Origin of the sequence: Chromobacterium indicum, assembly GCF_039708975.1 — a bacterium.
GTDB classification, from domain to species: domain Bacteria; phylum Pseudomonadota; class Gammaproteobacteria; order Burkholderiales; family Chromobacteriaceae; genus Chromobacterium; species Chromobacterium piscinae.
The window spans coordinates 22,703-44,934 of sequence record NZ_JAYFSJ010000017.1 but is presented as its reverse complement, the minus strand read 5'-3'; the positions used below and the strand labels follow the sequence as shown (position 1 = coordinate 44,934).

At 66.6% G+C, this 22,232-nt stretch carries 20 protein-coding genes; 9 read left to right on the top strand and 11 right to left on the bottom strand.

Annotated elements, in window-relative coordinates; all coding sequences use genetic code 11:
• Positions 1–58: 58 nt before the first annotated feature.
• The 6 genes from VA599_RS20110 to VA599_RS20085 form a co-directional block, all read right to left on the bottom strand.
• Complete coding sequence (locus VA599_RS20110; RefSeq protein WP_021476257.1) at positions 59–583, bottom strand: cysteine hydrolase family protein; 525 nt, start codon at positions 581–583, stop codon at positions 59–61.
• 40 nt (positions 584–623) lie between these two features.
• Complete coding sequence (locus VA599_RS20105) at positions 624–1,595, bottom strand: D-2-hydroxyacid dehydrogenase family protein (RefSeq protein WP_346790280.1); 972 nt, start codon at positions 1,593–1,595, stop codon at positions 624–626.
• Positions 1,596–1,635: 40 nt separating this feature from the next.
• Positions 1,636–3,111 carry a sensor domain-containing diguanylate cyclase gene (locus VA599_RS20100; protein ID WP_346790279.1) on the bottom strand — a complete coding sequence of 492 codons (1,476 nt, stop codon included), beginning with the start codon at positions 3,109–3,111 and terminating at the stop codon, positions 1,636–1,638.
• Between the two features lie 65 nt (positions 3,112–3,176).
• Complete coding sequence (gene dnaN, locus VA599_RS20095; RefSeq protein WP_104946038.1) at positions 3,177–4,277, bottom strand: DNA polymerase III subunit beta; 1,101 nt, start codon at positions 4,275–4,277, stop codon at positions 3,177–3,179.
• Between the two features lie 66 nt (positions 4,278–4,343).
• Positions 4,344–5,138, bottom strand: coding sequence for a MerR family transcriptional regulator (locus tag VA599_RS20090; RefSeq protein ID WP_346790278.1), 795 nt, complete (start codon positions 5,136–5,138; stop codon positions 4,344–4,346).
• Positions 5,139–5,237: 99 nt separating this feature from the next.
• Complete coding sequence (locus VA599_RS20085; RefSeq protein WP_346790277.1) at positions 5,238–9,092, bottom strand: DUF3683 domain-containing protein; 3,855 nt, start codon at positions 9,090–9,092, stop codon at positions 5,238–5,240.
• A gap of 313 nt (positions 9,093–9,405) precedes the next feature.
• Here VA599_RS20085 and VA599_RS20080 point away from each other — a divergent pair, with 313 nt between their 5' ends.
• Genes VA599_RS20080 through VA599_RS20070 form a run of 3 tightly spaced genes read left to right on the top strand, consistent with a single transcriptional unit; the run spans position 9,406 to position 11,366 of the window.
• Positions 9,406–10,011 (top strand): LemA family protein, encoded by a 606-nt coding sequence (locus VA599_RS20080; RefSeq protein ID WP_343481010.1) that lies wholly within the window; start codon positions 9,406–9,408, stop codon positions 10,009–10,011.
• A 1-nt stretch (position 10,012) separates the two neighbouring features.
• Positions 10,013–10,861, top strand: coding sequence for a TPM domain-containing protein (locus VA599_RS20075; RefSeq protein WP_346790276.1), 849 nt, complete (start codon positions 10,013–10,015; stop codon positions 10,859–10,861).
• Position 10,862: 1 nt separating this feature from the next.
• Entirely contained in the window at positions 10,863–11,366 is a 504-nt protein-coding gene (locus VA599_RS20070) for a TPM domain-containing protein (protein WP_346790275.1), read from the top strand.
• Positions 11,367–11,381: 15 nt separating this feature from the next.
• Here the strand turns inward: VA599_RS20070 and pdxA are convergent, their stop codons facing one another.
• From pdxA to VA599_RS20055, 3 genes are read right to left on the bottom strand one after another with little or no spacing between them, the layout of a single operon-like run.
• Positions 11,382–12,368 carry a 4-hydroxythreonine-4-phosphate dehydrogenase PdxA gene (pdxA, locus tag VA599_RS20065; protein ID WP_346790274.1) on the bottom strand — a complete coding sequence of 329 codons (987 nt, stop codon included), beginning with the start codon at positions 12,366–12,368 and terminating at the stop codon, positions 11,382–11,384.
• On the bottom strand, positions 12,368–13,657 hold the full coding sequence (locus VA599_RS20060; protein WP_199776234.1) for a peptidylprolyl isomerase: 1,290 nt from the start codon (positions 13,655–13,657) through the stop codon (positions 12,368–12,370). The genes pdxA and VA599_RS20060 overlap by 1 nt, the downstream gene beginning before the upstream one ends.
• A gap of 12 nt (positions 13,658–13,669) precedes the next feature.
• Positions 13,670–15,931: an LPS-assembly protein LptD gene (locus VA599_RS20055; RefSeq protein WP_346790273.1), complete on the bottom strand. Its 2,262-nt coding sequence runs from the start codon at positions 15,929–15,931 to the stop codon at positions 13,670–13,672.
• 74 nt (positions 15,932–16,005) lie between these two features.
• On the opposite strand from VA599_RS20055, the gene amgK reads away from it, so the two are divergent.
• Genes amgK through ruvC form a run of 4 tightly spaced genes read left to right on the top strand, consistent with a single transcriptional unit; the run spans position 16,006 to position 18,924 of the window.
• The gene (amgK, locus tag VA599_RS20050; RefSeq protein WP_346790271.1) at positions 16,006–17,040 is read left to right on the top strand and encodes an N-acetylmuramate/N-acetylglucosamine kinase AmgK; all 1,035 of its coding nucleotides are present in this window, start codon (positions 16,006–16,008) and stop codon (positions 17,038–17,040) included.
• Positions 17,040–17,687, top strand: coding sequence for a hypothetical protein (locus VA599_RS20045; RefSeq protein WP_346790270.1), 648 nt, complete (start codon positions 17,040–17,042; stop codon positions 17,685–17,687). The genes amgK and VA599_RS20045 overlap by 1 nt, the downstream gene beginning before the upstream one ends.
• An 11-nt stretch (positions 17,688–17,698) precedes the next feature.
• The gene (gene murU, locus VA599_RS20040) at positions 17,699–18,397 is read left to right on the top strand and encodes an N-acetylmuramate alpha-1-phosphate uridylyltransferase MurU (RefSeq protein WP_031296466.1); all 699 of its coding nucleotides are present in this window, start codon (positions 17,699–17,701) and stop codon (positions 18,395–18,397) included.
• Positions 18,394–18,924, top strand: a complete 531-nt coding sequence (ruvC, locus tag VA599_RS20035; RefSeq protein ID WP_104946048.1) for a crossover junction endodeoxyribonuclease RuvC — start codon at positions 18,394–18,396, stop codon at positions 18,922–18,924. Before murU ends, ruvC begins: the two co-directional genes overlap by 4 nt.
• A 62-nt stretch (positions 18,925–18,986) precedes the next feature.
• On the opposite strand, the gene VA599_RS20030 is transcribed toward ruvC, so the two are convergent.
• The gene (locus VA599_RS20030; RefSeq protein WP_346790268.1) at positions 18,987–19,739 is read right to left on the bottom strand and encodes a trypsin-like serine protease; all 753 of its coding nucleotides are present in this window, start codon (positions 19,737–19,739) and stop codon (positions 18,987–18,989) included.
• Between the two features lie 520 nt (positions 19,740–20,259).
• Here VA599_RS20030 and ruvA point away from each other — a divergent pair.
• A complete protein-coding gene (gene ruvA, locus VA599_RS20025; RefSeq protein WP_021477442.1) occupies positions 20,260–20,853 on the top strand; it encodes a Holliday junction branch migration protein RuvA in 594 nt (197 codons plus the stop codon).
• Between the two features lie 69 nt (positions 20,854–20,922).
• Positions 20,923–21,708 carry a substrate-binding periplasmic protein gene (locus tag VA599_RS20020; RefSeq protein WP_346790266.1) on the top strand — a complete coding sequence of 262 codons (786 nt, stop codon included), beginning with the start codon at positions 20,923–20,925 and terminating at the stop codon, positions 21,706–21,708.
• Between the two features lie 80 nt (positions 21,709–21,788).
• Here the strand turns inward: VA599_RS20020 and VA599_RS20015 are convergent, their stop codons facing one another.
• Positions 21,789–22,139, bottom strand: coding sequence for a BON domain-containing protein (locus tag VA599_RS20015; protein WP_021477444.1), 351 nt, complete (start codon positions 22,137–22,139; stop codon positions 21,789–21,791).
• Positions 22,140–22,232 lie beyond the last annotated feature (93 nt).

Here is a 22,232-nt window from a genome sequence, read left to right as displayed (position 1 = left end):
CGGGCGAGGATGGAAAACGGCGGGGCATGCCCCGCCGTTTTTCATTGCCTGCCCGGATTCACAGCTCGGCCGCCGGCAGCACCCGCAACGGCTGCGGCGTGGCGCTGGAGGCTTGCCAGACGGCGTTGAAGTGGTCGATCACTTGCTCGCCGCTCAAAGCAAAGGCGCTGAGCGTGGTATGGCCGTCGGCGATGGCAGTGACTTGATAGCCGCGCGACACCGCGTTGCGCAGCGTGCTGTCGACGCAGAAATCGGTGGCGGCGCCGCCTATCCACAGCTTGTTCGCGCCGCGCGCCGACAGCAGTTGCGCCAGATCGGTGTCGCAGAAGCTGTCGCCGTAGCGTTTGTAGACGATGGCGTCGCCGTCCTGGCGCGAGAGCCGGGGATGCAGCTGCCAGGCGTCGGAGCCGCGCGGCAGGTCGTCTTCCTCGTGCTGGACGAAGATCACCGGCATGCCGCGCTGGCGGGCCTTGGCGATGGCGAGGTTGAGGTTGTCGAGCACGGCGTCGAGGCGGGCGGCGCGAAGCTCGCCTTCGACGACGCCGGCTTGTACATCGATGATCAGCAGCGCGGTATCGGACATGTTTGCTCTCCGGCAGGTGTGGGAAAAGGGTGGGGCGGCCTCAGGCCAGGGCTTCCGGGTTCAGCACATGCGACGCGTCGCCTTCGAAGAAACGCAGCGCGTTGCGGTAGGCGATTTCCAGGTACTGGCGGTAGCTGTCGGCCTCGGCGTAGCCCAGGTGCGGCGTGCACAGCACGTTGGGGCGGCGCAGCAGCGGGTGGCCAGCGTCGTAGATCGGTTCCTGCTCGAACACGTCGAGCGCGGCGAAGCCGGGGCGGCCGGCGTCCAGCGCCGCTTCCAGCGCGCCGGGCGCAATCAGTTCGGCGCGGCTGGTGTTGACCAGCAGCGCGTCCGGCTTCATCGCCGAGAGGTCGGCGCGGGTCACGTTGCCGGCGGTGGCGGGGAGCAGCCGCTGGTGCAGAGTGACGACGTCGGCGTCGGCGAAGAAGGCCTCGCGGCTGGCGGCGGCCCGGTAGCCCAGCGCCAGCGCTTCCTCGCGGGCGCGCTCGCTGCCCCACACCAGGATCTCCATGCCGAAGGCGCGGCCGTAACCGGCCACCAGCTTGCCTATCTTGCCGAAGCCGAGAATGCCCATCGTCTGGCCGCGCACCGCATGGCCCACCGGACCCTGCCAGCGGCCCGCGCGCAGGCTGGCCATGTTCTCCTCCAGCCGGCGGCGCGCCGCCATGATCAGCAGCCAGGCCAGCTCCGCCGGCGCGTGCGGCGTGCCGCTGCCTTCCACCACCGCGACGCCGGCGCGGGTGCAGGCGTCCACGTCGATGTTGCGGGCGAGCTTGCCGGTCTGGCTGACCAGCTTCAACGCCGGTGTCCGCGCCAGCAGCGCGGCATCCACTATGGTGCGTTCGCGGATCAGCAGCAGGGCGTCGGTTTCGGCCAGGACGGCGTCCGCGTCCGGCAGCCGGGACAGGTCGCCGACGCTGGCGCAGCGGTAGCCGGGGTTCTGGCGCAGTTCGGCCAGTTCGGGGCCGATGTTCTGGTAGTCGTCGGGGATCAGCAGCTGGATCGAGGGCATGGGCGGACTTCGCGATGAAAGTCCACATTATAAGCATTTATCATGCGATGGGTTCGTCCAGCGGGTGGTAAGGCTGGGCATGGCAGACGCGGTTGCGGCCGCCTTGCTTGGCGGCGTACAGCGCGAGGTCGGCGCGGGCGACGGCGGCTTCCAGCGTTTCCGGCGGCAGCCATTGGCACAGGCCGATGCTGATGGTCACCGTCAGCCGCTTGCCGGAGGCGCTCATCATGTGATTGGCGACGATGCTGCGCAGGCGTTCGGCCAGCGCGTCGTCGTCGCCGTGGCTATGGACCAGCACCACGAACTCCTCGCCGCCCCAGCGTATCAGCAGATCGCCGCCGCGCAGTTGCGAGCGCAGCAGGTCGGCGATCTCGCGCAGCACCTGGTCGCCGATCTGGTGGCCGTGCTTGTCGTTGACCTGCTTGAAGTGGTCGATGTCTATCATCAGCAACTGCGGCTCGGCGCTGGCGCGTTCGCAGGCCCGCAGCCAGCCGGGCAGCAGGTCCAGAAAGGCCAGCCGGTTCAGGCAGCCAGTCAGCGGGTCGGTGGTGGCAAGCTGCCGCATCCGCCGCTGGTGGTGCTGCAAGGTGGCCAGCACCGCGATCAGCACCAGCAGCAGGATGGTGCTGTTGATGGCCAGATTGACCTGCAGCGCGGCGTGCAGCGGCTGCAGCGCGCGGGTTTCGTTCTGCTCCACCAGCAAATGCCAGCCCAGCTCGGGCAGCAGGCGGCTGGTCAGCAGGTAGCGATTGCCGTCGCGGCTGTACTCCAGCTTGCGCGGCTCGGGGCCGCCGGCCAGGATGGCGTCGGCAAGTTGGGCCAGGCCAGGCATGTCGCGCAGCTTGCTTTGCCCGGCGCCGGCGCTGTCCAGCACGATGCGGCCGTCGTGGTCGATGAAGTAGATGCGACGCTGGAAACGCCGCTCGTGCGCGGCCAGCTGCGCGCTCAGCTCGGCCTGGGGCAGGCCGACGCCTATCACGCCCAGCAGCTTGCCCTGGCCGTCGACGATGCGGTGGTTGATGAACAGCGTGGTCTTGCCGCCATTGGTCATGTCCTCGTCCAGCGCGATGTCGTAGACGCCCTGGGCGTTCTTGAGGCTGCGGAAGTACCAGTGGTCTTCCGGATCGGCCGGCGACACGGTTTTCAGCACGCCGCCGGCGTAGTAGTAGCGCCGGCTGCTTTCCGATACCAGGAAGCTGCCGGTGATGCCGTAGCGGCCGTTGATGGCCGCCAGGTAGCGCGCGACGCGATCGGGGCCGCGCTCGCCGTCTCGGAGCCAGTCCTGCAGAAAGGTGTCGTTGGCCATCAGCGACGCCACCGACAACGGTCGCAGGATGCTTTTGTCTATCTCGGAAAAGATGGTGTCGCCGGTCAGCGGCAGGCCTTGTTCGACGATGCCGTGGCGGATGTCCTGGCTGCCCTGCTGATAGTACAGGCCGGCATTGACGATGATGCCAGCCAGCAACAGCAGGGCGACGATGATGGCCAGGCGATAACGAGACAATGGGCCGGACACGGCTACCCTTCCGAATGGCAAAATCGCAGATCGTAATATGAAGATAGGCGTTGCGAGGCCGCGCGTCAGCCACGAAGCGGCATGGCCAGGTACTGAAAGTGCGGATCGTCGGGGTTGGTGACCAGCATGCCGCGCTGATCGCCGCCCAGGCCGAAGCGCAGATGTTCGGCCGGCACATGGGTCAGCACGTCCTGCAGGTATTGCAGATTGAAGCTGGCGTCGAGCGGCGGGCCTTGCCAGTCGGTCGGCAGCGTCTCCTCCGCCTCCTCGCGATCGGCGTTGCGACAGCGCAGCGCCAGCTGGCCGGGGCGGATCGTCAGCTCCAGCTGGCGGAACTTGGCATGCGCCAGCACCGCCACCCGTTGCACCGCTTCCAGCAGCGGCAGGCGCGGCAGCGTCAGCTCGCAGTCGTGGCGCTCAGGCAGCAGGCGCAGATAGTCCGGCGCGCGGGCGTCCAGCAGCTTGCAGCGCAGCAGGGTGTCGCCGATCGCACAGGCCAGTTGCCGCGCGCCGGGCTCCAGCAGGACGGGAGCGTCCCGATCGCCCAGCAGCTTGGCCAGTTCCAGCGCCGCCTTGCGCGGCAGCAGCAGCGTTCTTCCCGGCTGCGGGGCTGGCAGCGGATAGCGCTGGAAGGCCAGCCGCACGCCGTCGGAGGCGATCAGCCGCAGCTCGCCGCCGTCCAGTTGCAGCAGCAGGGCGTTGAGGTAGGGGCGGATGTCGTTGTCGGCCAGCGCGTACAGGATCTGGCCGAGCTTGCGCTTCAGTTCGCCCTGCTCCAGCCGCAGCGGGGCGGCGGTGTCGGCATCGGCCTCCAGCAGCGGGAAGTCGTCGGCCGGCAGCGCCTGCAGCAGGAAGCGGCTGCCGGCGGCCAGCAACAGCAGCTGGCTGCCATGGCGCTTCAACTGCAGCTCGCAGCCGGCGGGCAGCGCGCGCAGGATGTCCAGCAGCTTGCGCGCCGGCAGGCATAGGCGGAACGGCGTATCGGTCGGGACGGCCCGGCGGCTTCGCAGCTGGATTTCCAGATCGCTGGCGGTCAGCGCCAGGTGTTCGCCGTCGGCTTCCAGCAGCGCGTGAGACAGGACGGGCAGCGCGTGGCGGCGCGGCGCCACGCCGCAGACGATGGAAAGCGGCGCGAGCAGGGTGTCGCGGTCGGTGCGAAGCAGCATGGCCGGATTCTCCGGAGTGGCGGACCCGGCAATTTATCACATCGCGTTATGCGAATGGATTATTCGTCAACGGATCGGAATGTACAGCTCGGTCAGCGAGTCGGGATGGCCGGGCGCGATGAAGCGCTGGTCCATGTATTCGAATTCGATGCCGTCCATCGCTTCCAGGCCGGCCGCCGGCAACCAGCTGCCGTGGATGGCGCGGAAGGTGGCGGGCAGGCCGTCCACCGGGCCGACGTGGCGGAAGCGGGCGTAGCGTTGGGCGGGCACGTCGACCGCCGCCATGCCGTCGGGCACCGGCGCGTCCGCCGCCGCCTGCAAGGCGGCGAGATAGCGCCAGCCGCCGTCGGGCAGCGGTTGGCACAGGCCGTAGCTGCTGCCGGGACGGGCGTCGGCGATTTCGTTTTCGCGTTCGAGGAAGCGTTGCCACATGGCCGGGATGTCGCCCTCGTCCTGGGGACTCCAGGCGAGGCCGATGACGCGGAAGGCGGGCAGATTGACGATGTCGGGCGTTTGCATGGCGGTCTGGCTCCATTCGGGTTGGTCGAGTCGGCGCTCGATGCGCGCGATCCGCTCGCGCCGCGTTTCGATCTCATCCCGCAGCCGCGCCGCATGCTCGCGCAGCGCGCGGCGCAGGGCCGCGTCATCGGCGGGCAGCAGCCTGGCGATCTCGTCCAGCGGCAGGCCCAGCTCGCGCAGCATGACGATGCGGCCCAGCTCCGCCACCTGCGCCGGCAGGTAATAGCGGTAGCCGTTGCCGCGGCCGGTCAGCGCCGGGCGGAACAGGCCGATGCCGTCGTAGTGGCGCAGCGTCTTGGTGCTGAGGCCGTAGCAGCGGGCCAGTTGTCCGATGGTGAGCATGAGTCGAAACGGGTGGTGGCGGATGGAGCCAGTCTGGACCTTGCCGCAAGGGCAAGGTCAAGCCCCGGCCTTTCCTGAGGGGAAGGGCCGGGGACGGAGTTACAACAGCACCCTTTCGATGCCGCCGTCGCGGGCGCGGGCCACGTATTCCGGCAGCCAGTTCTCGCCCAGCAGGTGGCGGGCGATTTCCACCACGATGTAGTCGGCCTCGGTGCCGGTGTCGTCGTTGTAGCGCGACAAGCCCTGCAGGCAGGACGGGCAGGAAGTGAGGATCTTCACCGGCTTGGCCGTCGGCTGGCCGCCGGTCAGCGCCTGCAGATTGCCGCGGATTTCCTCCTCCTTGCGCGCGCGCACCTGGGTGGCGATGTCCGGCCGGCTGGCGGCGAAGGTGCCGGCCTCGCCGCAGCAGCGGTCGGACAGCGGCACGCCGCCGCCCATCAGCTCGTTGACCACCTTCAGCGGCTGGTGGGTCTTCATCGGCGTGTGGCAGGGGTCGTGATAGAGATACTGCTGGCCCTGGATGCCGTCCAGCTTGACGCCCTTTTCCATCAGGTATTCGTGGATGTCGATCACGCGGCAGCCGGGGAAGATGTCCTCGAAGCGATAGTGCGCCAGCTGGTCGAAGCAGGTGCCGCAGCTGACCACCACGGTCTTGATGTCCAGGTAGTTCAGCGTGTTGGCGACGCGGTGGAACAGCACGCGGTTCTCGGTGGTGATGGCGTCGCCCTTGTCCTGGTAGCCGGCGCTGGTCTGCGGGTAGCCGCAGCACAGGTAGCCCGGCGGCAGCACCGTCTGCGCGCCGACGTGCCACAGCATCGCCTGGGTGGCGAGGCCGACCTGGCTGAACAGCCGCTCCGAGCCGCAGCCGGGGAAGTAGAACACCGCCTCGGCGTCTTCCGCCGCCTTGGGGTTGCGGATCACCGGCACGATGTGCGGATCTTCCACGTCCAGCAGCGCGCGCGCGGTTTTCTTCGGCAGCCCGCCCGGCATCGGCCGGTTGATGAAGTGGATCACCTGCTGCTTCACCGGCGCCGGGCCGACGGTGGCCGGCGGCTGTTTCTTCTGCCCGGTCAGCAGGCCCAGCCGCTTGCCGACGCTGTTGCCGAGGCGCTGCGCCTTGTAGCCGACGCCGACCAGGCCGGCGCGTATGGTTTTGATGGTGGCCGGGTCCTTGGCGGTGAGGAAGGCCATGCCCAGCGCGGTGCCGGGGTTGAATTTCTTCTGGCCGGCCTTGCGCAGGAAATTGCGCATCGCCACCGATACGTCGCCGAAATCGATCTTCACCGGGCAGGGCTTGACGCAGCGATGGCAGACCGTGCAGTGATCGGCCACGTCGGACAGCTCTTCGAAGTGCTTGAGGCTGACGCCGCGGCGGGTCTGCTCCTCGTACAGGAAGGCTTCGGTCAGCAGGCCGACGCCGAGAATCTTGTTGCGCGGGCTGTACAGCAGGTTGGCGCGCGGCACGTGGGTGGAGCACACCGGTTTGCACTTGCCGCAGCGCAGGCAGTCCTTGATCGAGTCGTTGATCGCGCCGATGTCGGACTGCTCCAGGATCAGCGACTCCGCGCCCAAGAGCGAGAACGACGGCGTGTAGGCCAGGCGCAGGTCGGCGCCGGGCAGCAGCTTGCCGCGGTTGAAGTGGCCGTTGGGGTCCACCAGCTCCTTGTAGACGCGGAACGGGCCGATCTCGTCATCGCTGAGGAATTCCAGCTTGGTGATGCCGATGCCGTGCTCGCCGGAGATCACGCCGCCCAGCCGGCGCGCCAGCGCCATGATGCGTTCCACCGCGTGGTGGGCGGTCTGCAGCATCCGGTAGTTGTCGGAGTTGACCGGCAGGTTGGTGTGCACGTTGCCGTCGCCGGCGTGCATGTGCAGCGCGACGAACACCCGGCCGCGCAGCACGTGCTTTTGCAGCTCGAGGATGGCGGCGCGGATGCCGGCGGCGGCGTTGCCGGAGAAGATCTGCTCCAGCTCGGCCAGCACTTCGCGTTTCCAGCTGACGCGCAGCGCGAAGTCGCGCAGCGCGTGGAACACGGTGTCCGGCCGCGCGGCCGCGTCTTCCAGCGGTGCGTCGGGCCAGCGGGCCGCGTACTCGTGGAAGTGCGCGTCCATGTGGTCCAGCAGCCACTGCCAGCGGTCGCGGTGCACCGCCAACAGCGACAGCGCGGCGGCGCGGCGGTCGCCGATCAGCTCTTCCGACGGCAGGTTGGTGTCCATCTTGTCCACCGGCAGCCGGCCGTGGAAGTACTCGGTCAGCGTATCCAGCAGTTCGATCTTGTTGGCGATCGACAGCTCGATGTTGATGCGCTCGATGCCGTCGCTGTAGTCGCCCAGGCGCGGCAGCGGGATCACCACGTCCTCGTTGACCTTGAACGCGTTGGTGTGCTTGGCGATGGCCGCGGTGCGGCTGCGGTCCAGCCAGAAGGTCTTGCGCGCCTCCGGCGTCACCGCGATGAAACCCTCGCCGTGGCGGGCGTTGGCGATGCGCACCACCTGGCTGGCGGCTTCGGCGGCGGCGTTCTCGTCGTCGGAGACGATGTCGGCGATCAGCACCATCTTCGGCCGGCCCTTGCTCTTGGCCTTGGTGGCGTAGCCGACAGCGCGCACGTAGCGCCAGTCCAGGTGCTCCAGGCCGGCCAGCTGCACGCCGGCGGCCAGACAGGCGCCGCCCGGCTTGAACAGGTCGGTGATCTCGACGATGGCCGGCGTGGCCTCGGCCACGGTGCCGAAGAACTCCAGGCAGACGGTGCGGGTATGGCCCGGCATCCGGTGCAGCACGAAGCGGGCGCTGGTGATGATGCCGTCGCAGCCTTCCTTCTGCACGCCGGGCAGGCCGGCCAGGAATTTGTCGGTGACGTCCTTGCCCAGGCCCACTTTGCGGAAGGCGCTGCCGGGAATGATCAGTTCGCGGCTTTCCTCCACGGTCTTGCCGTCGTCGGCCAGCCGCGACACGCGGAAGCGCGCCTCGGCCACGTCGTGGATCTTGCCGTAGTTGTGGCCGATGCGTTCCACCAGCTGCCAGCGGCCATCCGGGTCCACCATCTTCCAGCTGGCCAGGTTGTCCAGCGTGGTGCCCCACAGCACGGCTTTCTTGCCGCCGGCGTTCATCGCGATGTTGCCGCCGATACAGGAGGCCTCGGCCGAGGTCGGGTCCACCGCGAATACCAGTCCGGCGGCGTAGGCGGCTTCGGAGACGCGGGCGGTGACCACGCCGGCGCCGCAATGGATGGTGGCGCGCTTGCCGTCCAGCCCCGGCAGCTCGATGTGCTCCACGCCGAGGTGGCGGTCCAGCTTCTCGGTGTTGATCACCGCGCTCATCCGGTCCAGCGGCACCGCGCCGCCGGTATAGCCGGTGCCGCCGCCGCGCGGGATGATGGTCAGGCCCAGCTCGATGCAGGCGCGCACCAGCGGCGCCATCTCGGCCTCGCTGTCCGGGCTCAGCACCACGAACGGATATTCGACGCGCCAGTCGGTGGCGTCGGTGACGTGGGCGACGCGGGACAGGCCGTCGAACTGGATATTGTCGCGGCGGGTCAGCCGGGTCAGCTTCTTCAACACCCGGGCGCGCAGCTCGCGGGTTTCATCGAACTGGCGGGCGAACTCGTCCACTGCCTCGCGGGCGGCGGCGATCATCCGTTGCACCTTGTCGTTGCCGTCGCGGCGTTTTTCGATCTCGGTCAGCCGGTGGCGCATCGCCTCCACCAGCGCGGCCAGTCGCTTGGGATTGTCCAGCAGGTCGTCCACCAGGTACGGATTGCGGTCCACCACCCAGATGTCGCCCAGCACCTCGAACAGCATCCGCGCCGAGCGGCCGGTTTTGCGCGCGCCGCGCAATTCGTCCAGCAATTGCCACATCGACTCGCCCAACAGGCGGATGACGATCTCGCGGTCGGAATACGAGGTGTAGTTGTACGGGATCTCCCGCAGGCGTTGTTCGCTGGTGATGGCTGTCATTTGTCCGCAAGCTGGGTTTTATTAGAGGAATGCCTGTCAGTGTATCCCAATTGCTGCGCTGCGAAAAATACGAGTTGAATAGGGCTTTTTCCTCTTTAGATCAAGATATTGCCGGTTTGCATGAGCCATATTCATGAGAGTCGAATGGGATTTTTTATTTAATGGGGATGGCTGGCCTTGGTGGCGCGGCTTGTCATTTTATGCCGCCAAACGCCATGTTCATGAGTTTTTCGATTGCCGGCGCGCCGCCGTTTTTCGGTTAAGCTATGGGTTTTGAACGCTTCCTTGCGGGGCGTTTCGCACTATCGAGAGGATGACGATCATGTGGAAGAAACTGTTGCTGGCCTTCACGCTGGCGGCCACGCTGAGCGGCTGCGGCTACAACGCGATGCAGTCCCAGGACGAAGCGGCCAACGCCGCTTGGTCCGAGGTGCTGAACCAGTACCAGCGCCGCGCCGACCTGATTCCCAACCTGGTGAAGACGGTGCAGGGCTATGCCAAGCATGAGAAAGACGTGCTGACCCAGGTGACCGAGGCCCGCGCCCGCGTCGGCAGCATCCAGATGGACGCGGCGGCGGCCAGCGACGAGAACAAGCTCAAGCAGTTCTCCGCCGCGCAAAATCAGCTGGGCTCGGCCTTGTCCCGCCTGCTGGTGGTGTCGGAAAACTACCCGCAGCTGAAGGCCGACCAGTCGTTCCGCGACCTGCAGGCGCAGCTGGAGGGCACCGAGAACCGCATCGCGCTGGCGCGCAAGCGCTATATCGATTCGGTGCAGGCCTATAACGTCACCGTGCGCAGCTTTCCCAACAACCTGACCGCGATGATGTTCAGCCTGAAGACCCGCCCCAATTTCACCGTGGAGAACGAGAAGGCGATCTCGGCGCCGCCGCAGGTGAACTTCGACCAGCAAGGCAAGTGAGATGAGCCGCGCATGGGCCTGGCTGTGGCTCGCGCTGTGCCTGCTGGCCAGCGTCGCGCGGGCCGAGCTGGCGGTGCCGCCGCCGACCTCGCCGGTGATCGACCAGGCGTCCTTCCTGACCGACGCCGAGCGCGGCGAGCTGGAGAAGCAGCTGCTGGATTTCCACCAGCGCAAGGGCAGCCAGCTGGCGGTGCTGATCGTGCCGGCTGTCGACCCGGAAACGCCGTTCGATTACGGCACCCGGGTGATGGACAGCTGGAAGCTGGGGCGCAAGGGCGTGGACGACGGCGCGCTGCTGCTGATCGTCGCCGATTCGCACAAGACCCAGCTGCTGGTCGGGCGCGGGCTGGAGGGCGCGATCCCGGACATCTATGCCAAGCGCATCCTGCAGGACACTTTGCGGCCGCTGTTCAAGCAGGGTCTGCGTTTCCAAGGCATCCAGGCGGCGACGGCGCAGATCGAGGGCCTGATAGACGGCGAGAAGCTGCCTGAGCCGGCCAGGCAAGCCGCGCAGGGCGGCGGCTGGGGCGAAAGCTGGCCGCTGCTGGCCTTTTTCCTGCTGATAGGCTCGGGCGTGGCCGGCAAGCTGTTCGGCCGGTTGGTGGGCAGCTTCATCATCGGCTGCCTCAGCATCGGCCTGTCGGTGGTGCTGGGCGCCGGCGTGATGATGGCCTTGCTGATCGGCGCGGTGGCCGCGGGTCTGTGCCTGGCGTTGGGCGAGCATGGCCTGTCGCTGGCCAGCTGGGGCAATTGGGGCGGCGGAGGCGGGGGAAGCTCCGGCTCCGGCGGCAGCGGATGGTCGGGCGGCGGCGGAGATTTCGGCGGCGGCGGTGCTTCGGGAGACTGGTGAAATGAATCGATGGCAACGCGCATGGCGCCACCTGTGCAGCACCGGCTGGCAGGCGCGGCGGCAATTCCCGGCGGCTCAGCTGAAGCGGCTGGAGCGGCGGATCGCCGAGTCGGAGCGGGCGCACCGCGGGCAATTGCGTTTCGTGGTGGAGTCGGCGCTGGACTGGCGCGCCGCCTGGCGCGGCATGAGCGCGCGCCAGCGGGCGCTGCAATGGTTCGGCGAGCTGAGAGTGTGGGATACCGAAGAGAACACCGGCGTGCTGGTGTACCTGTTGCTGGCCGAGCGGCGGATAGAAATCGTCGCCGACCGCGGCATCAACCGCCGGGTGGCGGCCGGCGAGTGGGCCGGCATCTGCGCCGAGATGCAGCGGGCCTTCGCCGCCCGCGACCACGTGGCGGGTTTGGAACAGGGGCTAAGCCGAATCCACGAGGTGTTGCTGAAGCACGCGCCGCGGGACGGCGAGTCCTTCGTCAACGAGCTGCCGGATCAGGTGGTGGTGCGCTGAGCGTCGCGGCGGACGTCAGCGGCGCGACGAGCGTCGCGCCAGCTGCGCCGCCAGCCGCACCGCCTCGACCAGGCTGCCCGGATCGGCGCGGCCGGTGGCGGCCAGGTCCAGCGCCGTGCCGTGGTCGACCGAGGTGCGGATGATGGGCAGGCCCAGCGTGATGTTGACGCCGGCGCCGAAGCTGGCGTGCTTGAGCACCGGCAGGCCCTGGTCGTGGTACATCGCCAGCACCGCGTCGGCGGCGGCCAGCTTGTCGGGATTGAACAGCGTGTCGGCCGGCAGCGGGCCGATCAGCAGGATGCCTTCGGCGCGCAGCGCGTCCAGCGCCGGCTCGATGACGTCGATTTCCTCGCGGCCCATGTGGCCGCTCTCGCCGGCGTGCGGGTTGAGGCCGGCCACCAGGATGCGCGGCGCGGCGATGCCGAACTTGCCGGCCAGGTCGGCGTGCAGGATGCGGACCACCTCGAACAGCAGCGGCGCGGTGATCGCGTCGGCGACGTCGCGCAGCGGCAGGTGGGTGGTGGCCAGCGCGACGCGCATGCCGCCGCCGGCCAGCATCATCACCACTTTCTGCGTGCCGGTGCGCTCGGCCAGGTATTCGGTATGGCCGGTGAACGGCACCCCGGCGTCGTTGATCACGCCTTTGTGCACCGGCGCGGTCACCATCGCGGCGAATTCGCCGGACACGCAGCCGTCTATCGCCGCGTCCAGCGTGGCCAGCACGTAGCGGCCATTGGCCGGATTCAGCCGGCCGGCTTCCGCCTGTTCGGCCAACGGCACGTGCAGCACCTCCAGCGCGCCGGCGGGCGCCGGTTGGCCGGGGCGGTAGTCGGCCAGTTCCACATCCAGGCCCAGCGCCGCGGCGCGGCCAGCCAGCAGGCCGCGGTCGGCGATCGCCACGCAGCGGGTATCAGGCGCCAGCTCGGGCAGCCGCAAAACCAGATCGGGACCGATGCCGGCCGGCTCCCCGGCGGTGACGGCCAGAACGGGCCGGTTAGCCATCACTTCTCGTCCAGATGTTCTTCGACGAAGGCGGAGTCGCGCAGCTGGCGCACCCAGTCGGTGTAGGCCTGTTCCATCTTGCGCGAGCGGATCTGCTGCTTGACCGCCATCTTCTCGTGGTCGCTGGAGACGTCCTGGTTGCGCTTGCCTTCCACCAGAATCAAGTGCCAGCCGAACGGCGTGCGCACCGGCTGCGACACCTGGCCGATCGGTTGCGACACCATCACCTTCTCGAATTCCGGCACCAGATCGCCCAGGTTCACCCAGCCCAGGTCGCCGCCCTTGGAGTTGCTGCCGTCTTCCGAGTACAGCTTGGCCATGTCGGCGAACTTGGCGCCGCGCATGATGCGGTCGCGCACCTGGTCGATGCGGGCCTTGGCGTCGGCTTCGGACACCGCCTCGTTGGTGCGGATCAGGATGTGGCGCGGGTGATACTGCTCGACCATCATCGGCGCGCCGCCGCTGCGTTTGTCCACCAGCTTGAAGATGAAGAAGCCTTGCTGGGTGCGGATCACGTCGGTGTCGGCGCCGACTTTCAGCTGTTCCAGCAATTGGACGAACTCTTGCGGCAGCGAGGTGGCGCTGCGCCAGCCCATGTCGCCGCCCTTCAGCGCGTTGGGCGCGTCGGAGTAGGCGGCGGACACCTTGGCGAACGGCTGGCCGGCGGCTAGGTCGGCCTGGGCCTTGTGCACCTTTTGCGACAGCAGGTCGATCTGCTTGGCGTCGGCACGCTCAGGCACGGCGACCAGGATGCTGGCCAGGTGGTATTCGGTGCGGTTGGCGCTCTGCGCGCTCTTCAGCGCCTGATCCACTTCGTTGTCGCTGACGTTGACGCGCGAGGCCACTTCGCTGTCGCGCAGGCGGGAGATGGTCAGTTCGCGGCGGATGTCGCCGCGCAGGCGGTCCATCGTGATGCCGTCCTTGGCCAGCTGGGCCTTCAGGCCGGCTTCGTTCAGCTTGTTCTGCTTGGCGAGGTTGGCCACGGCCTGATCGACCGCGGCGTCCTCGATGCGCAGGCCGCCGCTGGCCGCGTATTGCAGCTGCACTTCCTCGGTGATCATCTGTTCCAGCACCTGGCGCTCCAGCACCTCGCGCGGCGGCGGGGCCACCTTTTGCGATTCCAGCTGCTTGATCGCTTCGTCCACGCGCGCCTGCAGTTCTTGCCAGGTGATCACGTTCTTGTTGACCACGGCGACGATGCGATCCACTTCTCGTACCGGGGTGGCGGGGGCCGCCAGCGCGCTTTGCATGACGCTGGCGATCAACAGGGCAAGCAGGGTCTTTTTCATGGTCAGGCTTTGTTACTCGTTAATCTTGGTGTAGCCGGGTACGGCCAGACGCAGCGTGTCCTGCACGCCGTTGTTGCCCAAGGCGCCGAGGCCCTTGAGTTCCAGCTGGAAGAACCACGCGTTCTTGGTGGTGGTCGGGTCGGTGACATAGCGTTGGCTGTACATCCGCAGCGACCAGCAACCATCGTTGTACTCGAAGCCGGCCAGCCGCTCAATAGGCTTGCGTTCGATGATGGAGTAGTTGTAGCGGCCGATCGCGTACCAGCGACGGGCTATCGGCCACTGCGCGGCGACGTCCACCTGGCGCATCGGACCGTAGTTGTTGGAGTTGTCCAGCTGCTCGTAGCGGCCGTAGCGGTAGCGCACGCTGGCGACCTTGCCGGCGGCAGGGTTGTAGCGCAGCTGGGCGTTGTAGCGCTCGGTCATGCCCAGTTGCTGGTTGTACTGATAGCTGCTGTCGAAGCGCCATTCGCGGGTCAGGTCGCCGCCAGCGGACAGCAGCAGGTCGGAGCTGGGCTGGTTGACGCTCTGGGTGACGTCGTCTTTCAGATAAAAACGCTTGCCCACCGCCAGGCGCAAGCGCTCCAGACCGTTGGTCTGGTCGATGAAGCGGCTGGTCAGCGCGGTGGTGATTTGGTTGGCGCCGTTGATGCGGTCGTAGCCGGAGTAGCGGTTCTCGGTGAACAGCTGCGCGAAGTTGATGTCGTTGAGCGAGGTATCGAACTGCGGCAGCGAGAGTTGATCCTTGTTGTTGGGGATGTTGACGTAGAACAGCCGGGGTTCCAGCGTCATCAGGTGGTCCCGTCCCAGAAACTGGGTGTCGCGGTCGAAATACAGGCCGGCGTCGGTGCTGAAGATCGGCAGCGTGCGGGTCTGGACATTGCTTGGGTTGCCCTGGAATGCGTCCAGATTGTAGTGGGTGTAGTTGACGCCCAGCTTCGGCCGCAGGAAGCCCCAGCTGCGGTCGAAGTTCCAGCTGACGCTGGGGTAGAGCACCAAGCGCTCGCCGTTCTGCAGCGAAGGATGGTCGAAGCGGGTCAGGTCCGAGATCAGATTGGCCGAGAACCCGGACGGCAAGCTCTGGTTCGCGCTGAACGTCAGCTGCGGCATCTTGGCGTAGGGGATGTCGCCGGGGCCCGGGTTGATGGTCAGGTTCTGGTAGCGCTGGGCGCGCAGGGTGACGTTGCCGCCGCCGCCCTGCCAGTTTAGCGCGTAGTTCAGCCAGGCTTCACGGTTCAGGTTGACGTTGGAGGCGATGGCCACCTGGTCGCCGAAATCGGTGAAGTAGTTGTTGTCCGATACTTGGTTGAAATCCATGCCGAAGGTCAGCCCATGGCCGAAGTTCTGGCTATGGATGGCGCTCCAGGCGTAGCGGGACTGGTCGGTCAGCTTGTCTTTGGGCAACTGCTCGGTGTAGATGCGGCCGCTGTAGTCGGGCTGCAGGTAACGGAATTCGCCCGCCAGCATGTTGCCGTGCTTGACGTTGATGTGTGGCGTGATGGTGGCGTCGTAATTGGGCGCGATGTTCCAGTAGTAGGGCAGCGAGAATTCCGTGCCCGAACTGCCGGTCTTGAAGGTCGGCATCAGGAAGCCGGACTTGCGGTTGCTGTTGAGCGGGAAGTCCAGCCACGGCGAATACAGGATGGGCACGCCGTAGAACTGCATCCAGGCGTTGTGCGCGACGCCGACGCCGGCGTTGTAGTCGAGGTCTGTGCGCGACGACTTCAGATACCAGGCCTCGTCGCCGGGATCGCAGGTGGTCATCCGGCTGCCGTAGACGCGATATTGGTTCTGTCCCTGGAAATCCACCTGGCTGCCGTCGCCGCGCAGGGTGACGGGCTTGGCGGGCTGCGCGCCGGGCGCCGGCTTGGCCGCGGTCTGGTTCTGCCTGGCCATGGAAAACACAGGGTCCATGCCGGTGCCGCTGTAGGTGTCGACGTTGTAGTCCAGCGTGGTGCCGGTGATCACGTCGCCGCCGCGGGTCATGCGGAAGCGGTCGCCGGCTTTCACCCGGCTCTTGTTCTGGTAGTAGTCCAGCCAATCGGACTCCACCTTCTGGTCATCCCGGGTCACCACCACATTGCCTTTGGCGTGGAGGATCACGTTCATTTCGCCGTCCAGATCGTCGGCGTGGACCACGGTCTGGCCCGGCTCCTTGGGCGGGGCGGGGACGGCTATCGGCGGCTCATCGTCGTCGGCGAAAGCGGCGGGGGCGTTCAGGGCAAAGGCGGCGGCCAGGGCCAGCGCCAGCGGAGTCAGTTTTTGTCTGTGCATGCACAAAGCCATATCGTGGGGGGCAGTGGGCGGTATAAAATCGTCCAATTCTATCAGCACCACGATAAAGCGACATGCAAAGACAGGAACAGCTCAAGAAATGGCTGGCGCAACAGTATCCCGGCGACGAAATCCAGCTTGAATTCGCCGCGGCCGACGCCGACTTCCGCCGCTATTTCCGTGCAATCTGGCCCGATGGCGCAAGCCGCATCGTGATGGACGCGCCGCCGGAGCACATCGGCACCGACGCCTACATCAAGGTGCGAGACATCTTCTCCATGGTGAAAGTGCCCGAGATTTACCTGCGCGACCGCGAGCAGGGCTTCATCGTGATGGAGGATTTGGGCAAGGTCACCTACCTGGCCGCGTTGCAGCACGACGAGCGCGCTCTGGTGCACCGCCATCTGTTGCTGGAGGCGCTGGACACGCTGGTGGAGATCCAGAAGGGCAGCCAGCCGGATCTGTTGCCGGAATACGACGAAGCGCTGCTGACCCGCGAGCTGAACCTGTTCCCGGAATGGTTCTGCGCCAAGGAAATGGGCAAGCCCTTGAATTTCAAGCAGCGCCAGCTGTGGGACGCCGGCGTCAAGGCCTTGCTGCCGGCGCTGCTGGCGCAGCCCAAGGTTTTCGTCCATCGCGACTTCATTGTCCGCAACCTGATGTTGACGCCAGGCGCGCCCGGCGTGCTGGACTTCCAGGACGCGGTGTACGGCCCGGTCAGCTACGACGCGGTATCGCTGCTGCGCGACGCCTTCATCGAATGGGAAGAAGAGTTCGTGCTGGACCTGGCGATCCGCTACTGGGAGAAGGCGCGCGCCGCCGGCCTGCCGGTGCCGGAGGCCTTCGACGACTTCTACCGCGCCTTCGAGTGGATGGGCGTGCAGCGCCATCTGAAAGTGGCCGGCATCTTCGCCCGCCTGCACCACCGCGACGGCAAGGACAAGTACCGCGCCGAGATTCCGCGCTTCATCAAGTACCTGAAGCGCACCACCCGCCGCTATGTCGAGCTGGCGCCGTTCTACCACCTGCTGGTGGACCTAGTGGGCCGCGACGCCACCGACGAGGAACTGCAGTCCAGCTACCCGGTGCTGGGCGTCAAGGGCCAGTGATGCGCTGGCCTCTCCTTTTGCTGTTGCTGCCGTTGGCGGCAGGCGCCGCCGATCTCAAGCAGCGGCAGTGCTTCCCGGCGCAAGATCTGCGCGTGTGCCTGTGGCAGGATGCCAGGCTGGCCGCGCGGCAGGACGGCGGTGGCAGCGAGGGCGATGCCTGGAAGCCGGCCCTGGTCCCGGCCGAGTTGCGAATCTACGACAGTCAGAGCGGCCAGTTGTCTCGTTTGCGAGTGGGGCGCTTGTCGAAGCTGGAGCGCACCCGGCTCAGCGACGGCGGCAAGCCGGTGTTTTTGCTGCTGGAAGACCATTCCGCCGGTTTCGGCTCCTATTCCGGCGTCGAGGCGCGGCCATTCACTGTCGGCGCGCGCGGCATCCGCTTCGCCCAGCCCGAGGGGCGCGATTCGGCCAAGCCGTTCGCGATGGCGAACGCGCTGAAGAGCGGCTGGAAAGAGGTGCGGGACGGCTTCCTGCTGGCGTCGTGCGCGCCGGACTTCCCGGCCAAGGGCGAGTGGGACGGCGAAACCTTCCGCGTCAGCTATCGCCGCTTGAAGCTGCAGGATGGCCAATGGCGGCTGACCGAGCGCAGCGAGCGCGGTTTCTGGGAAAACGAAGGCGATTTCCCGGCCGAGCGGCTGTTCCCGAAATGAACGAGAAGAATATGAAGGCAATGATACTGGCGGCCGGCCGCGGCGAGCGGATGCGGCCGTTGACCGACCACACGCCCAAGCCCTTGCTGGTCGCCGGCGGCAAGCCGCTGATCCAGTGGCACATCGAACGCCTGGTTCGCGCCGGCGTCACCGAGCTGGTGATCAACCACGCCTGGCTGGGCGAACGGATAGAGGAGGCGCTGGGCGACGGCAGCCGCTTCGGCGCGTCCATCGCCTATTCGCCGGAGGGTCAGGCGCTGGAAACCGCCGGCGGCATCGCCACCGCCTTGCCTCTGCTCGGCGATGAGCCTTTCCTGGTGCTGAACGGCGACGTGCTGGCGGATTTTCCGGTCGAACGGCTGATCGAGGCGGCGGGCCGGCTGGACGGCGACGCCGCGCAGGCCCACCTGGCGCTGACGCCCAAGGCCGGCTATCCAACCGGCCGCGACCTGACGCTGCGCGCCGACGGCCGCGTGGCCGCCTGCGGCGATGGCGACACGCCGTATACCTTCTGCGGCCTGGCCGCCTACCATCCGGCTTTCTTCCGCGACGTGAAGCCCGGCGCGGCCAGCCCCCTGCTGCCGTGGCTGCTGGCGGCGATGGAGCAGGGCCGGATCCGCGGCGAGGTGCAACAGGGGGTGTGGCTGGATGTCGGCACGCCGGAACGGCTGGCCGAGGCCGACCGCATCGCCTCCGGCTGGACGGCATGAGCCGGCGCATTCTCGGCATCGATCCCGGCAGCCGCATCTGCGGCTTCGGCGTCATCGACGTGCTGGGCAACCAGCGCCATTACGTCGCCTCAGGCGCCATCCGCACGCCGCAGGGCGCCAGCCTGGCCGAGCGGGTCAAGGTGATCGTGAACGGGATACATCAAGTCATCGATACCTACCAGCCGACCGAGGCGGCGCTGGAGCAAGTGTTCGTCAACGTCAACCCGGCCGCCACGCTGATGCTGGGCCAGGCGCGCGGCGCCTGCATGACGGCGCTGGTGCTGAAGGACCTGCCGGTGGCGGAGTACACCGCGCTGCAGGTCAAGCAGTCGGTGGTCGGCCAGGGCAAGGCGCCGAAGGAGCAGGTGCAGTACATGGTGGTGCGCATGCTCAACTTGTCCGGCACGCCGCAGGCCGATGCCGCCGACGCGCTGGCCGTGGCCTTGACCCACGCGAATCATAGCGGCGGCGCCATTGGCAAGCTGGCCTTGAGCGGCTTGAAGGTGAAAGGCGGCCGGCTGGTGTAGCGCGGTCTGATTCCCTTCGAGAAAAAGCGGCCCGCAGGCCGCTTTTGCCGTTTCTGGAATCCTCAGCGCCGCCGTTCCGTCGGCCACACCCAGTCGCCGGGAGGCGGCGTCTGGCTGCCGCCCGGGCTGAGCGTTTCCGACCATGCCTGGATATTGCTGGCGTACTTGCACAGCGCGGCGAAGGCGGAAACATTGCCGGCGTTGCCGTTGTACACCCCCACTTGCACGCCTTGCGGCGACAGCAGCGGGCTGCCGGAGTCGCCGCCGCGGCCGACATTGCCGTTGGCCAGCAGGGAGACGCCGTTGGCCAGCGGCGACGGGCCCTGGCGGACGATGTTGGCGACGCTGACCTGCATCAGGCTTTGCCCCAGTTGATAGCCCTGATCGTCCATGCGGCGCTGCGCCTGCATCGCGCCGATGCCGCTGGCGCAGTCTTCCTGGGCCACTACCGGGACGATCTTGGCGCCGTTGCGGCCGGCGATGGGCTGGGACAGCTTGAGCAAGGCCAGATCGACGGCCACGCCGTGATGGTCGAACTTGATCCAGTTGGGCTGGGCGTTGTCGCGCCGGGCGCTGGCCTGGTTCTCGAAATTACGGCCGTAATAGGCGGTGACGCCGGCCCAATTGTCCAGGATGCAGTGCGAGGCGGTCAGCACCAGATCCTTGCCCACCAGAGAGCCGCCGCAGATATTGCGGCTGCCATTCTGGTTTTGAAAATCCAGCTTGATGTAATTGGTTTCCTGCGGCGAAAACGGCGCGGCGACGGCAAAATGGGACAATGCCGACAGGCATGAAACGGCAAGCAGTTTCTTCACGGATGCATTCCTTGTCGATGGGGAGTCAAGGCGGCTTTATGGACGCTGTCAAAACTGATCCCAGCAAGTTTGGGCTGATATTTCCAGTGTTGATATTCTTGACTCTCATTAATGTGGCCTTGCCGATTCATTATGCCCAGCTGAGGCGATTGTGGAATGGCAGGGTTTGCATGGGTGCTTGCTTTTGGAATGACGTTTGATTTTGTTTTTGTTTGAATATTGAGCAGGTGGCCGCGAAATCGGCTGAATATCAGGCGCTGGGCGATATGGCATAAAATGAAATAGCCATCTTGTTAATATTCACCGGCGCGCTCCAGAAAATAGTCCGGGTTTTATTTATTTTAAGCGTAGTTACTTTTAAATATTTGAATAGCTTGTCTGGATATATCGAAGACAGGCAGCGATGGGGTTTCACCGTTGGGTGGATCCTCTGGCGAGCCAGGTGGGCGCGGGCGCGGCTTGTGGGATAATGCCGGCAGCCGCGCCAGTCCGGCGCGGGCCTGATTGCGAGAATGCCAAGATGATCGGACGTCTTTCCGGAAAACTGATCGAAAAATTGCCGCCGCAAGTGGTGGTGGACGTGAACGGCGTCGGCTATGAAGTGGACGTGCCGATGACCACCTTCTACCAGTTGCCGGCGCTGGGCCAGCCCTGCACCTTGTTCACCCACCTGGCGGTGCGCGAGGACGCCCATTTGCTGTACGGCTTCGCCAGCAAGGAGGAGCGGCAGACCTTCCGCCAGCTGATCAAGGTGACCGGCATCGGCGCCAAGATCGCGTTGGCGATCCTGTCCGGCATGACCGCCGACGAACTGGCGATCGCGGTGGCCAGCGAGGACATCAAGCGCTTGTCGGCGGTGCCGGGCATCGGTAAGAAGACCGCCGAACGGCTGGTGCTGGAGCTGCGCGGCAAGCTCGCCACCGGCGGCAACCTGACGGTGCCGGGCGGCCTGGCTTTCGCCGCCACGCCGGACGAGAAGAGCGACATCGTCAACGCGCTGCTGGCGCTCGGCTACAACGAGAAAGAAGCGGCGGCGGCCACCAAGAGCCTGCCGTCCGACGTTACGGTCAGCGAAGGCGTGCGCCTGGCCCTGAAGAGCTTGATGAAGGTCTGACGCCTATACTGCCGATGCGGCCGCCCAAGGCCGCGTCGACGGGAGGGCGAGGGCATGAGGAGGCGGTGCGTGGCTGCGGTTGCGCTGGGAATCGGCCTGGGCGGCATGCCGGCCTTCGCCTCTCCCTTGCATTGCCCGCCGCATCCGATACGGTTGGCCTTCTACCGCATCGGCCTGTTCTACACCGACCGCAACGGGCTGGACTGGGATGTCGCCGAAGAGCTGCGCCGCCGCAGCGGCTGCCGCTTCGAATACGAGGTGATGCCGCGTGCCCGCATCTGGCGCGAGCTGGAGGCCGGCAGGCTGGACATCACGCTGTCGGCCATCGCCACCCCCGAGCGTGATCGCGTCTATTGGTTTCTCAACTACATCCAGCTCAAACAGTACGTGTTGCTGTCGCCCAAGCTGCCGGCGGCCATCGATTCGATGGACGATTTCATCCAGGCCGGGGCCCCGTGGCGTTGGGCCGTTGTCCGCAGCTACAGCACCAGCGCTTATTACGATCCGCTGGTGGCGCAGCTGGCGGCGAAGGGCCGGGTGGTGGAAGTGCCGGAAGAGGACAGCCTGTATCGTTTGCTGGGACAGAACCGCGTGGCCGGCATTTTCTCCACGCCCATGGTCTATCGCCAGAAACTGCGCGAATTCAATCTGGAAGACAGCGTGCGGGTGGCCGATTGGGACAAGGTTTCCGCGCCCAGCCCGCGCGGCATCGTGTTCACCAAGCGGACATTCTCCGAGCAGGACATCGGCCAGTGGCAGGCGCTGGTGGACAAGATGAACCGGGACGGCACCATGCGCAGGCTGATCGGCCGCTACATGACGCCGGCGGAGACCGAAACGGCGTTGTGGCGTTGAGCGGGCGAAAAAAAGCCCGCCTTTCGGCGGGCAAACGGATGCGGGACGGTTGCCGTCCAAGACGAACGGCGAAATCTGACTTAGCCGGCGGGCAGCAGGTTGACCTGGCTGCGCACGCTCTTCACGCCCGGCACGCGAGCCACTTCCTCGGCGATGCGGGAGACCACGTCCTGGTTCGGCGCGGTGCCGTTCAGCACCACGTCGCCGTTGTTGACTTGAGCCTCGACCTTGGCGCCCAGCTGCGCGGCGGACTTGGCGACGATTTCGTTGATCTGGCGGCCCAGTTCCGCGTCTGCGGGAGTGGCGGCGGCGTGTTGTTGAACCGCTTGTTCCTGCGCCGGCGAGCTGGCGGTCTGCTTGGTTTCCGCTGCGATGCCGGCGCCGGCGTACAGGGCGGGAATCAGGCTGGCGATGATCAGGGTCTTGCGCATGATGAGTCTCCTAGGACTGGGTGAGGTCGTTGCGTTTGGCCGGCGTTCCGGGATGGTGTCGGCGGGGAAGCATTTCCGCCGAGCCGTCTGTTC

Coding starts and splice junctions, on each gene's coding strand:
- VA599_RS20110 (WP_021476257.1), bottom strand. CDS start 583: ATGTCCGATACCGCGCTGCTGATCATCGATGTACAAGCCGGCGTCGTC.
- VA599_RS20105 (WP_346790280.1), bottom strand. CDS start 1,595: ATGCCCTCGATCCAGCTGCTGATCCCCGACGACTACCAGAACATCGGC.
- dnaN (WP_104946038.1), bottom strand. CDS start 4,277: ATGCTGCTTCGCACCGACCGCGACACCCTGCTCGCGCCGCTTTCCATC.
- VA599_RS20090 (WP_346790278.1), bottom strand. CDS start 5,138: ATGCTCACCATCGGACAACTGGCCCGCTGCTACGGCCTCAGCACCAAG.
- VA599_RS20085 (WP_346790277.1), bottom strand. CDS start 9,092: ATGACAGCCATCACCAGCGAACAACGCCTGCGGGAGATCCCGTACAAC.
- VA599_RS20080 (WP_343481010.1), top strand. CDS start 9,406: ATGACGATCATGTGGAAGAAACTGTTGCTGGCCTTCACGCTGGCGGCC.
- VA599_RS20075 (WP_346790276.1), top strand. CDS start 10,013: ATGAGCCGCGCATGGGCCTGGCTGTGGCTCGCGCTGTGCCTGCTGGCC.
- VA599_RS20070 (WP_346790275.1), top strand. CDS start 10,863: ATGAATCGATGGCAACGCGCATGGCGCCACCTGTGCAGCACCGGCTGG.
- pdxA (WP_346790274.1), bottom strand. CDS start 12,368: ATGGCTAACCGGCCCGTTCTGGCCGTCACCGCCGGGGAGCCGGCCGGC.
- VA599_RS20060 (WP_199776234.1), bottom strand. CDS start 13,657: ATGAAAAAGACCCTGCTTGCCCTGTTGATCGCCAGCGTCATGCAAAGC.
- VA599_RS20055 (WP_346790273.1), bottom strand. CDS start 15,931: ATGCACAGACAAAAACTGACTCCGCTGGCGCTGGCCCTGGCCGCCGCC.
- amgK (WP_346790271.1), top strand. CDS start 16,006: ATGCAAAGACAGGAACAGCTCAAGAAATGGCTGGCGCAACAGTATCCC.
- VA599_RS20045 (WP_346790270.1), top strand. CDS start 17,040: ATGCGCTGGCCTCTCCTTTTGCTGTTGCTGCCGTTGGCGGCAGGCGCC.
- murU (WP_031296466.1), top strand. CDS start 17,699: ATGAAGGCAATGATACTGGCGGCCGGCCGCGGCGAGCGGATGCGGCCG.
- ruvC (WP_104946048.1), top strand. CDS start 18,394: ATGAGCCGGCGCATTCTCGGCATCGATCCCGGCAGCCGCATCTGCGGC.
- ruvA (WP_021477442.1), top strand. CDS start 20,260: ATGATCGGACGTCTTTCCGGAAAACTGATCGAAAAATTGCCGCCGCAA.
- VA599_RS20015 (WP_021477444.1), bottom strand. CDS start 22,139: ATGCGCAAGACCCTGATCATCGCCAGCCTGATTCCCGCCCTGTACGCC.